General features: G+C 27.7%; 10 protein-coding genes and 1 other annotated feature. Of the genes, 8 read left to right on the plus strand and 2 right to left on the minus strand.

Annotation, left to right across the window (positions count from 1 at the left end):
• The first annotated feature begins 5 nt into the window (after window positions 1-5).
• The 6 genes from ACKTSI_RS01805 (at window position 6) to ACKTSI_RS01830 (ending at window position 9,151) form a co-directional block, all read left to right on the plus strand.
• A complete protein-coding gene (locus tag ACKTSI_RS01805) occupies window positions 6-1,451 on the plus strand; it encodes a TrkH family potassium uptake protein (RefSeq protein ID WP_288867780.1) in 1,446 nt (481 codons plus the stop codon).
• Window positions 1,452-1,463: 12 nt separating this feature from the next.
• Window positions 1,464-2,084 carry a viroplasmin family protein gene (locus ACKTSI_RS01810; protein ID WP_407862974.1) on the plus strand — a complete coding sequence of 207 codons (621 nt, stop codon included), beginning with the start codon at window positions 1,464-1,466 and terminating at the stop codon, window positions 2,082-2,084.
• A 3-nt stretch (window positions 2,085-2,087) separates the two neighbouring features.
• Window positions 2,088-3,113, plus strand: a complete 1,026-nt coding sequence (locus ACKTSI_RS01815) for an L-threonylcarbamoyladenylate synthase (RefSeq protein WP_068472657.1) — start codon at window positions 2,088-2,090, stop codon at window positions 3,111-3,113.
• 306 nt (window positions 3,114-3,419) lie between these two features.
• Window positions 3,420-5,834, plus strand: a complete 2,415-nt coding sequence (locus ACKTSI_RS01820; RefSeq protein ID WP_407862975.1) for a DNA internalization-related competence protein ComEC/Rec2 — start codon at window positions 3,420-3,422, stop codon at window positions 5,832-5,834.
• Window positions 5,788-6,843 carry a DNA polymerase III subunit delta gene (gene holA, locus ACKTSI_RS01825; protein ID WP_407862976.1) on the plus strand — a complete coding sequence of 352 codons (1,056 nt, stop codon included), beginning with the start codon at window positions 5,788-5,790 and terminating at the stop codon, window positions 6,841-6,843. Before ACKTSI_RS01820 ends, holA begins: the two co-directional genes overlap by 47 nt.
• The gene (locus ACKTSI_RS01830) at window positions 6,818-9,151 is read left to right on the plus strand and encodes a heavy metal translocating P-type ATPase (protein WP_407862977.1); all 2,334 of its coding nucleotides are present in this window, start codon (window positions 6,818-6,820) and stop codon (window positions 9,149-9,151) included. The genes holA and ACKTSI_RS01830 overlap by 26 nt, the downstream gene beginning before the upstream one ends.
• 42 nt (window positions 9,152-9,193) lie before the next feature.
• Here the strand turns inward: ACKTSI_RS01830 and ACKTSI_RS01835 are convergent, their stop codons facing one another.
• Entirely contained in the window at window positions 9,194-10,636 is a 1,443-nt protein-coding gene (locus tag ACKTSI_RS01835) for a leucyl aminopeptidase (protein WP_407862978.1), read from the minus strand.
• 97 nt (window positions 10,637-10,733) lie between these two features.
• Window positions 10,734-11,189: a small multi-drug export protein gene (locus ACKTSI_RS01840; protein WP_068472642.1), complete on the minus strand. Its 456-nt coding sequence runs from the start codon at window positions 11,187-11,189 to the stop codon at window positions 10,734-10,736.
• 114 nt (window positions 11,190-11,303) lie between these two features.
• Window positions 11,304-11,421: a sequence feature (ribosomal protein L10 leader region), on the plus strand.
• Between the two features lie 21 nt (window positions 11,422-11,442).
• On the opposite strand from ACKTSI_RS01840, the gene rplJ reads away from it, so the two are divergent.
• Together rplJ and rplL are read left to right on the plus strand one after the other, a co-directional pair.
• Window positions 11,443-11,946, plus strand: coding sequence for a 50S ribosomal protein L10 (gene rplJ, locus ACKTSI_RS01845; protein ID WP_068472640.1), 504 nt, complete (start codon window positions 11,443-11,445; stop codon window positions 11,944-11,946).
• Between the two features lie 29 nt (window positions 11,947-11,975).
• Complete coding sequence (rplL, locus tag ACKTSI_RS01850; protein WP_311526091.1) at window positions 11,976-12,347, plus strand: 50S ribosomal protein L7/L12; 372 nt, start codon at window positions 11,976-11,978, stop codon at window positions 12,345-12,347.
• The last annotated feature ends 109 nt before the right edge of the window (window positions 12,348-12,456 follow it).

The raw sequence follows: 12,456 nt of genomic DNA on the forward strand, positions 1-12,456 counted from the left end.
GTATTATGAATAATAAGATTATAAGATATATTTTGAGTAAGATTTTATATATTGAGGCAGGATTTTTACTTTTACCTGTTATAGTTTCTTTCATATATAAAGAAAATTATAGCAATATTTTAAGCTTTTTAGTAACAATGTTTTTATTATTGTTAAGTGGTTATTTGTTAGGATATAAATCTGATGCAAGTGGTGCTTTTTATGAAAAAGAGGGCTTTATAATAGTTTCATTATCTTGGATACTTTTATCAGCTTTCGGAGCTTTACCGTTTGTTTTTTCAGGTTCAATACCAAATTTTATAGATGCATTTTTTGAAACTTCAAGTGGATTTACAACTACCGGAGCCAGCATCTTGACAAATGTTGAAGAAATTAGTCATTCAATATTATTTTGGAGAAGTTTTACACATTTGATTGGAGGAATGGGAATTTTAGTTTTTGCACTTGCAATTTTACCTCGTTCAAATAGAAATTCTCATATTATGAAAGCAGAAGTTCCGGGACCTGTTTTTGGGAAATTTGTTGCAAAAATGAGTTATACTGCCAGACTTTTATATAAAATTTATTTTGCTATGACAGGCATTTTAATAATTGTGTTAATTTTAGTTGGTCATCCTATTTTTGACTCTTTTGTTCATGCTTTCGGAGCGGCAGGAACAGGCGGTTTTGGAATAAAAGCTAATTCAATTGCATATTATAATAGTTCGGCAGTTGAAATGATTTTAGCAACTGCAATGATAATATTCGGGATTAATTTTAATTTATATTATGTTATTCTAATAGGAAAAGCAAGAGATGGATTTAAGAGTGAAGAATTAAGATGGTATTTGCTTATAGTTTTTGGAAGTGTTGTTTTAATATTTTTCAATATAAGACATAATTATACTTCATATCTTACTGCTATAAAGGACATATTTTTTACAGTTTCTTCAATAATATCAACTACCGGATATGCTACTGTTGACTTTGGAAAATGGCCGACTTTTTCTCGTGCCATATTATTGTTCTTGATGTTTACAGGTGCTTGTGCAGGATCAACTGCAGGTGGGCTTAAAATATCCAGATTTATTATTTTGGTAAAGTCATCTATTTTACAAGTTAGAAAAGCTATAAATCCTAAAAGAGTTTTAAGTATAAAAGTAGATAACAAACTTGTTGGAAATGAAGTTGTGGAAGAGGTAAAGAGTTATTTTGTAATTTATATATTTTTAGTAATAATTTTTACAATTTTGATTTCTTTTACAGTTCCGGATTTTATAACCGCTTTTTCAGCTGTAATGGCGACATTTAATAATATAGGACCAGGACTTGGAATTGTAGGACCTACAGGAAATTATGCAAGTCTTACTTATTTCAATAAGATAGTTTTATCCTTAGCAATGCTTGCAGGAAGACTTGAAATATTCCCTATATTAGTATTATTTTCATCAACAACTTGGAAAAAGAAATAGGAGGGGTTATTTTTGGCTAAAAAATATTATGCAGTTAAGGTTGGAAAATCTACCGGAATTTTTGAAACTTGGGACGAATGTAAAAAACAAGTTGTAGGTTTTTCTGGAGCGATTTATAAATCTTTTCAATCTTTGGATAAAGCTAAAGAATATTTAGATGATAAAAATATAGCATTAAAATCGGAAGAGTTTGAATTTGAAATTACAAGTGATGATGAAATTATAGCTTATGTTGACGGCTCATATAAAAAAGATACTTTAGAATACGGATATGGTGTTGTACTTATTTTAAAAGATGATATTGTTGAACTCTATGGTAAAGGACAAAATCCTGAAGTTGCAAAAAGTAGAAATGTAACCGGAGAACTTTTTGGTTCGGTTAGGGCGATTAGTGAGGCAATAAAGCTTGGAAAGAAAAAAATTATAATTTTTTATGATTATCAGGGAATTTCATCTTGGGCTAATGGAGAGTGGAAATGTAACTTGCCACTCACAATGGGATATAGAGATAAGATTAGAGAGTTTAGAAAGGAAATAGAGATTTTATTTGTAAAAGTTAAGGCTCATTCTAATGATAAATATAATGACCTTGCAGACCATTTAGCAAAAAAATCTTTAGGGATTGAGAAATAATTTATGACTAAGATACTAAAACCAACAGAAGAAAATATAAAAGAATCTGCAAAATTAATATTAAATGATGAAGTTGTTGCGATACCAACAGAAACAGTTTATGGTCTTGGAGCAAATGGCTTATCAGAAATAGCGGTTTCAAAAATATTTAAAGCAAAGAACAGACCACAGGATAATCCATTGATTTTACATATTTCAAGTTATGAAATGATGGAAAGTTTAGTTTATGGTTTAAATGATGAAATAAAAGAATTTTTAAACAACTTTTGGGCAGGACCTCTAACAGTAATTATGAAGAAAAAAGAAATAATACCAAACGGAGTTAGTTGTGGACTTGATACAGTGGCAATTAGAATGCCTAGCAATGAAATTGCAAGAAGTTTAATCGAAGAATGTGGCGTTCCGATAGCTGCACCGTCAGCAAATATTTCAGGTAAGCCCTCCCCAACAACAGCTGAAGATGTTTTTGTTGATATGGACGGAAAAATTTCTGCAATAATTGACGGAGGACTTTGTAATATTGGAATAGAATCAACAGTTTTAGATTTGACTAAAAAACCATATACAATATTAAGACCGGGATTTTATACAAGAGAGGATTTTTTGAAATACGAAGATGAAATTTTAATTGACGATGCACTTGTAACTGGAAATACAATTCCTAAATCTCCGGGACAAAAATATAAACATTATGCTCCAAAGGCAAAAGTTTTAGTCATCGTGGCAAAAGATAGAAAAAAATCATCAGAAGAAATTAAAAATATCTTAAAAGATAATGAAAATTTAAAAGTTGGAATATTTAAATTTGATGAAACTATTTTAAATATACAAAATGAAAATATATTGTCTTTAGGCTCAATTAACAACTTAGAAGAAATGTCCCAAAATTTATTTAAAGGTCTTAGAGAATTGGACAAAAAAGAAGTTGATTTAATTATTGTTGAAGGTTGTGAAGAACAAGGACTAGGTTTTTCAATAATGAATAGACTAAAAAAATCAGCAAGTGGGAATATAAAATATATAGATTAAAGATCTTATGCTCTTTTTTTATTGTTAAATAATAAGTTTTCCAAAAAATAACCGAATATTAAGTATCGTAAAAGGATTGGATTTTTATCATAAAGTTGTTTTTAAATTTAATATCAGATAAAACGCAGTCAATCAAATTGTACTGCTTTTTTATTGTATAAAATATGATATAATAATTATGGATTTATGCCTTATGATAAAGCTATAATTATTTCATCATAATAACCTAAATCTAATTATAAAAAAGGAATTATGATATAATATATATAAGAAAAATAATTTTGCTGTTTTGTATTTGGAGGAAGTATGAAAAGAAATATTGTTTTTTATTTAATTTCTTTGATATGTGGAATTTTATTTTGTTATTTTTTGAAGATTGAGCATTTTACAAAATTTTATTGTGCTCTAATTTTTGTTTTTGCGTTTTTTATTTCACATATTTTAAAATTCAATAGATTGAAATTATTTCTTTTGATGTTTTCTTTAGGATTTTTTGTTATCTTTTTTGCTGAAAAAGAGAGCGATTTAAAAGATTTTTTTGATAGAAAGATTACTTTTACCGGAGAAGTTTTAAATTCAACTCTTGTTTCTAACGGAAATGGATACAAACACGAAATTAAATTAAAAAGTATTGAAAATGTAGAAAGCTGTGAAAAAATTTTACTTTTTACAAATGAGAAACAATTTGAAATTGGAGATATTATAAAAGTAAGTGGAAAACTTACAGAAATACGTTCAAATGGGAATCCTAGACTTTTTGATTATAAAAAATTTAATCTAAAAAACAAGATTTTTTCTAATGTTTATTCAAACGATGTTAAGAAAATTGGAGAAAAACAAAGTTTAAAGAGGAGTTTTTATTTTTATGTTAAAAATGTTTTTGACAATTCTCTTTCAGTAGAAAATTCAAATATTATGAAAAAAATATTTCTTTCAAACAGTTTTGATACAGACTTTGAAAATGATGTTAGAGAGATAGGACTTTCTCATATTTTAGCAGTTAGTGGTTTACATATTGGAATTATTTACATTGTTTTAAGTAAGATTTTGATTTTTTTACCGTTTAAAAGAATTTTTAGAGAGCTTATAATTTTATTTTTTATATTTTTGTATTCTGGTTTGATAGGAAATCCTGCAAGTGTTGTAAGAGCAGAAATATTTTTGTTTATCACGATTTTTTCGTCTCTTTTTGGAAAGATTAAAGACAGAGAAAATGACTTATTTTTAACTTTTTTTATCATTTTACTCATAAATCCATATATGATTTTTGATGTTGGATTGTATTTAAGTACATTTTCAGTCTTTGGAATTATAAAAATTTTACCATATTTTTCAAAAAGTAGAGATAGTTTTATAAGAAAATCTTTTAAGTTGACTTTTTCTATTTTTCTTATGATTTTACCGATTATTTTATATGTTTTTGGCAAATTTTCATTGACGACATTTTTTAGCAATTTATTTTTAACGCCAATTTTTGTAATTTGTATAGTTATTTCGTTTTTTATGTTATTATTTGGACTGTTAAGTTTAAAAATATCTTTAATTTTAGGCTTTTTTGTAAATAATTTGCTAAGTCTTATAAGAATAAATGTTGAATTTTTGAAAAATATTAATCTAAATATAAATTTTTATGAATACAATTTAGTTTTTTTGATTTTTACATATATTTTAATTTTAATTTACTTTGAAAGAAGAAATTTAAGATATTTCAAAGTTAAAAATTTGAAATTCTTAATTATTTCTATTTTTCTTATGTTTGTTTTTACAAATATTTCATGTTTTTATGAAAATAAAGTTAGAATAAATTTTATAGATATAGGGCAAGGAGATGCTTGCTTAATAAGAGGAAAATATAATAATATTTTAATCGATACAGGTGGTAGCACTTTTGGTAATGGAGATAACGGAAAATCCGTTTTGATTCCATATTTAAAGAAAAGTGGAGTTAAAACTTTAGATTTTGTGTTTATTTCACATTTAGATGCTGACCATTGCAAAAATTTGACTTATTTATCCAAAGAAGTGGAGATTAAAAATTTATTTTTCAGAAAAAACGGATATAGAGATTTTGTAAAAAAATATGGAGAAGTTAAGGCAAAAAATATTTATGATATTGAAAATAGTACGAAAATAGATTTAAAAGATATGGATTTGGAAATTTTTAAGGCTAGAGATACTTTAGAAGAAAATGAGAGATCTATTTTAGTTAAAGCGATAGTGAATGGGAAAAAGATACTTTTTACAGGAGATATTGGAGCTTTTACAGAAAATCAACTTGTTAAAAAAGATATAGACTGTGATTATCTGAAAGTTGCTCATCATGGGAGTAAGAATTCTAGTTCGAGTGAATTTTTACTTGCAACAAGTCCTAAAAGTGCAATAATTTCTTGTGGATATAAAAACAGATATAATCACCCACATAAAGATGCTTTAAGTAGGATGAAATCGGTAGGAATTGATGTTTTTAGAACGGATTTACAAGGGAATATTATGCTTGAGTTGGATAGATTTGAAGAAAAAATTATCGGTTTTCGAGATTTAAAGGATAATATATTTGTTTTTGTAAAATTTTATTTTATGGATATTTTAAATATTATAATGTATTTGTTTGTGTTTTTCGTTTTAATTAAAATTAAAAAGAATTTAGTTATAGACTTAAACTTTAGGAGGAATTATGAATTATATACAGGCGATGAAACTCTTGGAAAATGGAGAGCTTAATGGAATATATGTTTTAAGTGGAGAAGAAATTTTTTTGATTGACAAATTTGTAGAATTGTTTCAAGAAAAAATTATTCAAAAAGATTTTTTTGATATGAATTATGCTGAGTATGATTTTGCAAAAATTGATTTGCAGAAACTAAAGATTGATTGTGAAACGGCGCCTTTTTTTAGCAATAAAAGGCTTATTATAGTTAATAATGTAAATCTTTCAAAAAGTGGTGTTTCTACTTACAAAACTTTTTTTGAAGATATGTACGACTATATAAATAAAATCCCAAAGACGACAGTTCTTCTTTTGGTGATGAAGGGAAGCGTTGCTTTTCGTGGAAAATTTTATAAAGAAATTTCAATTTTAGGTCATAATATTGAGCTTACTCGATTTAATGAAATTGAACTTTTTAAATTTATTAAAAAAAGATTTGTTTCAAAAAATATCGAAGTTAAAGATATTGTATTAAAATATATTATCGATAGAATTGGGTATTTAGATAGTAGTAGAGAAAAAAATCTATATGATGTAGAAAATGAAGTAAAAAAACTAACGGATTCTTTTTCAAAAGGAATATTGGATTTTAAAGATGTTGATGAAATTTTAATAGATAAATTTGAAAATAGTATTTTTAAATTGCTTGATATGATTTCTAAAAAAGACTATAAAAATTCAATAAAAATTTTAATTGAACTTAAAAAGTCAGGAGAAAATTCTTTTTCTACATTTTATATGATTGTTAGATATATAAGAAATCTTTTAGGAGTAAAAGTTTTGAAGTCAAAACAAAAACATATAGACTATATTTCTAAAGAACTTAAAATTTCAAATTATGAATGTAAAAAATTGTATTCCGTTTGCGATAATTTTTCAGTAGAAACTCTTTGTAATTATATTCATCTAGCTTATTCAGTAGAGGCTGATATAAAGACAAAGAGTAGAGATATGGACTTGTTGTTAGAGATTTTAATTTCAAAAATGTCATTAGGAGGTGCTTTTGTTGAGCAAAAAAGTTAATATTTTTGTAGACGGAATGACTTGTCAATCCTGTGTAATGAAAGTTGAAAAGGGACTTTCTAAACTTAAGATTGTAGAAGATGTTTCTGTAAATCTTATGAGCAAAACTGTTACAGTATCTGTTGTAGACGGAGCAAAGGTTGAAGGGCTCATCGGAGTTATAAAAAGACTTGGTTTTAAGCCGAAACGTGATGAGTTAAAGATTGAAAAGAGTAGTCTTAAACTGTCTGATATTGAAAATATAATTTCAGAGCTTAAAGAAAAAGATACAGTTTTGGTAAAAGATGAGGAAGATATTTTAAAAATAAAATATCTAAAAGACGTTGTTTCATTAGATGAAATTAATTCTGTTTTAGAAAAGTTTAAAATTTCCGTAAAAAAGGAAAAAGAGGTAAGAAAAAATATATATGAAGATGAAATTAAAGGCTTAAAGAAAGATTTGATAATATCTTTGATTTTTAGTATTCCTCTTATGGTTTCGATGTTTTTCCATATGTTTAATATGCACAAGTTTATGTTGAGTGGATATGTTCAATGGGCTTTAGCTAGTGTTGTTCAATTTTATGTTGGAAAGAGATATTATATAAATGCTTATAAAAATTTGAAAAATAAAAGTACAAATATGGACGTTTTAATTGCTTTTGGTACTTCAATGGCGTATTTTTATTCAGTTTATAAGGTATTAATCGGAAGTTTTGATGTTTATTTTGACAGCTCTGCAATGATTATAACTTTAATTTTACTTGGTAAATTTTTCGAGGCAAATGCAAAGTCAAATACTTTTGGAGCTATTATGAAGTTAATGGACTTAAAAGCTGATTTTGCAATAGTAATTGAGGGAGATAAAGAGGTTAAAAAGAATATTGAAGATGTTAAAATCGGAGATATTGTATTAGTTAAGCCTTATGAAAAAATTCCTGTTGACGGAGTTGTCATTTCAGGAAATAGTTCTGTAAATCAAGCTATGATTACCGGTGAATCCGTTCCGGTTGAAAAAAATGTTGGCGATAAGGTTATCGGAGCGACAAATAATATTGAAGGAATTTTGAAGATTGAGGCAAAGAGCACTATTGAAAATTCTGTTTTATCAAAAATTTTGAATTTAGTACAAAATGCACAAACTAAAAAAGCGCCGGTTCAAAGGCTTGCGGATAAAATTTCTGCGTTTTTTGTTCCCGGAGTAATTTTGTCATCACTTGTAACTCTTTTGATAACATATTTAATTACAAAAGATTTTACAACAAGTTTGTTAAATAGCTGTGCAGTTATGGTTATCGCTTGTCCTTGTTCACTTGGACTTGCAACTCCAACTGCGATTATGTCCGGTACGGGAGTTTCTGCACAAAATGGAATTTTAATAAAGAGTGGAGAAGTTTTAGAAAAAATTCATAAGATGGATAGTATAATTTTTGATAAAACCGGAACTCTAACAACCGGAGAGTTAAAAGTTATCGAAATTAAAAACAATGGAAATTTATCTGATGATGACTTTTTAAGTATAATTTATTCCTTAGAAAAAAATACTGACCACCCGATAGCTAAGTCAATAGTTAATTTCTGTAAAGAAAAAAATGTAAAAGAAATTGAATTTTCAGCTTTAAAAGTTATTGCAGGAATGGGAATTAAAGCAATTTATAATAATGAAGAAGTTTTGATTGGTAAAAAGAAATTTATTGAAGAAAAAATCGGAAAATTAGAATTAAATATAGAAAATGAATTACTTACAATTTTTATTTCAATAGGAAACAGCCTTTCCGGCTTTGTGGTTTTAGAAGATGAAGTTGAAAGCAATGCTTTTGAAATCGTAAAAAAATTAAAAGAAAAAAATATTGACGTATTTATGATAACAGGAGATAGTGAAGTTGTTGCGAAGAAAGTTGCAAACAAACTTGGAATTGAAAATGTACTTTACGAAGTTATGCCGGACGAAAAATCTCAAAAAGTTTTAGAATTGCAAAAACAAGGAAAAATTGTTGCAATGGTAGGGGACGGAATAAATGATGCTCCGGCACTTGCAAGTGCAGACATTAGCTTTGCTATGGGAACAGGTACGGATATTGCAATGGAAACTGCCGATATTACTTTGATGAATGGAAATTTGAATACACTTTTAAATTCAATAAATATTAGCGAACAGACACTTAAGATAATAAAACAAAATTTGTTCTGGGCATTTTTCTATAATATAATTGCAATTCCATTTGCAGCCTTTGGATATTTAAACCCAATGCTTGCAGGATTTACAATGAGCCTTAGTTCAGTAAGTGTTGTTTTAAACAGTTTAAGATTAAGAAGATTTAAGTTTTAAAAAAATGGTATGCTACAAAAAGCATACCATTTTTAATTGAAATTATTTTTTATTATATTTCTTTACAAAGTTATAAAGAGTTTTTACAGGTGTTCCACTTGCGCCTTCAGGATTTGTTCCCCAAGCTGATTGAGAGAATGAAGGACCTGCAATATCTAAATGAACCCAAGGAGTATTTTCAACAAAATGTTCTAAGAAAACTCCGGCAGTGATTGCACCACCACTTCCTGCTCCTGTTGAGTTTAACAAATCTCCAACTTTTCCTTTTACACTTTGTCTATGTTCTTCATAAACAGGGAATCTCCATAAATATTCACCCATAAAGTCTGCAGATTCTTTAATTTTTGCAAAAACTTCATCATTATTACTTACAGCACCGATAACTCTTGAACCTAGAGCTTGAATACAAGCACCTGTTAGAGTTGCAACGTCAACTATACATTCAGGATTTAATTTTGAAGCACCATAGTAAATAGCATCAGCTAAAGTCAATCTTCCTTCGGCATCAGTATTAACTACTTCAATAGTTGAACCCTTCATTGAAGAAATTATATCTCCGTTTCTGTAAGCGTGTCCGTTAATCATATTTTCACAAGTTGCAACAAGGGCTATTACATTTCTTTGAACATTCATTTTTCCTACTGCATACATTGTTGAAATAACAGAGGCACTTCCACCCATATCAGTTTTCATAGTAACCATTCCTGTAGCAGGTTTGATTGCATATCCACCTGAATCATAAGTTAAACCTTTACCAACTAAAACGATAGGTTTTTCATCTTTGTTTGGTAAATGTTTCATAATTATAAATTTAGGTGGTAGGTCGCTACCTTGAGCAACTGCTAAGAATGCGTCCATTTTTAAAGATTCTATTTGTTTCTTTTCTAAAATTTCAACTTCAATACCAACTTTTTCAAGTTCTTCTTTAGCAAAATTTGCCAAAGTTTCAGGATAAATATCATTTGCAGGTCTATTTACAAGATCTCTGCACATAAATACAGCTTCCATGATTGCTTTGATTTCTTCGATTCCACTTTCAATATGTTCTCTCTTGTCTTCAACAATACTTAAAAATATTTCGCAATCAAAACAAGGTTTCTTTTCTTTTAAGAAATTATCAAAAGAATAAGTTACATTTACAATACCTTCAATCATAGCTTGAGCTACTAATTTATAGCAAAGTCCATCAAATTTTTTTACTTCTATGTTACAAGATTTTACATTATTTGCTTTTAAACTTTTTCCAAGTGATAAGTAAGCTCTTCTAATATTTTCAAGAGAATTTTCTTCTTCTTTACCTAATCCCAATAAAATTATATTTTCAGAATTTGGTCCAAGATTTGAAAAAATTTCTCCTCTTTTTCCATTAAAAAGTTTACTTTCTTTTACATAGTTTTTTAATTCTTCACTAATTCCACAAATTTCATTTCCTTCAAATAAAGAAATTACTTTAACTAATCCGGAATTTCCAATTTTAAAATCCATAATATACCTCCAAAATTAAATTAGATAAAAATATCTACCTATATAATAACCAAAATTTTAAATTTATGCAATACAAAAGGAGAACAAAATTGTCCTCCTAAAAAATTCCAAAACTAATTGTTGACATAATGATTCCTGACAAAATTACTCCTATTATCGCTGATAAAAAACTTGTTTTAAAATCAATATCTAAAATACTTGCGGCAAGTATTCCTGTGTATGCTCCAGTTCCTGGAAATGGAATACCGATGAAAAGAGCAAGTGCAATTAAAGTTCCGCTTTTTCCTGATTTTTTTAAGATTTTTTCTCCGGCTTTATGACCTTTTAATAAAAGTTTTTCACAAAATTTTCCAATATATTTTTTATTTTCTCCCCAAATTAAAATTTTTTTTGAAAAAAAATAAATAAAAGGAACAGGAATTAAATTTCCAATTATTGCAATTATATATGAACTTAAAATTGGAAGACCCATTGCTTGTGAATAAGGAATCGCTCCTCTTAACTCAACAACAGGTAACATTGAAATAAATAAAATTAAAAAATATTTTAACATAAAATCCACCTAATTAATTATATATATAATTCTACCACAAAAATAAAATAAAATAAATATGAAAAAATTTTTAAAAAAGTATTGCATTTATTTTGAAATATGATATAATATATATGTTAATTTTATAGGCTACCCAAGACCGTAGGGACATTCGTTTAAAAATCCTACATAGGTGGAAATACTTTATTTTGTATTTTATCTCTACTCTTGGTAGAGATTTTTTTATATGTAGCCTTTTGTGGAGGTGAAAGAGATGAAAGATTTTGTTTTAGAACAAAAACAAGCTGTTGTATCAGAAATCAGAGAAAAAATCGAAAGTTCAGGTTCTTTAGTTTTAGTTGATTACAGAGGGTTAACTGTTGAACAAGTTACTGAATTAAGAAACAAATACAGAGAAGCTGGTGTTCAATATAAGGTTTACAAAAACACTATGATGAAATTAGCTTTCAATGAATTAGGTTTTGAAGATTTCGGTCAATACTTAGAAGGACCAAGCGCAGTTGCTTTTTCAGGAGAAGATTTAACAGCTGCAGCAAGAATCACTAACGAATTTGCTAAGTCAAATGAAAAATTAGTTATTAAAGCTGGTATCTTAGAAGGAAAAATTTTAGATTCTAACGAAGTTAAAGCCGTTGCAGATATTCCATCAAGAGAAGTACTTATCGCAAAGTTACTTGGAAGTTTCAAGGCACCAGTATCAAATTTTGTGTATATGTTAGATGCACTAAGAAAGAAAAAAGAAGAAGAAGCAGCTTAATGGTTGCGTAAAATTTTAGGAGGTATATTATGGATTTCGAACAAATATTAGAAGCAATTGAAAAATTATCAGTTCTTGAATTAAATGAATTAGTTAAAGCAGCAGAAGAAAAATTTGGAGTTTCTGCATCAGCACCAGTAGTAGTAGGAGCAGTAGCTGGCGGAGAAGCAGCTGCAGCAGCAGAAGAAAAATCAGAATTTGATGTAATCTTAGCATCAGTTGGAGCAGAAAAAATGAAAGTTGTTAAGGCTGTTAAAGACTTAAGCGGATTAGGATTAAAAGAAGCTAAAGAAATAGTTGACAACGCTCCAAAAGCTATCAAAGAAGGAGTAGCTAAAGAAGAAGCTGAACAAATGAAAGCTAAATTAGAAGAAGTAGGAGCTACTGTTGAATTAAAGTAGTCTTATCGACTGTTTAATTTTAAAAATTTAATATTTTGATTAAATTTAAAAGTGGTAAAAGTGAGTGGCTAATATTGTTAGCCACTTTTTTTATAATAATTAGAGTTAG

This window comes from Parvimonas parva (genome assembly GCF_045866535.1).
GTDB classification, from domain to species: Bacteria; Bacillota; Clostridia; order Tissierellales; family Peptoniphilaceae; genus Parvimonas; species Parvimonas parva.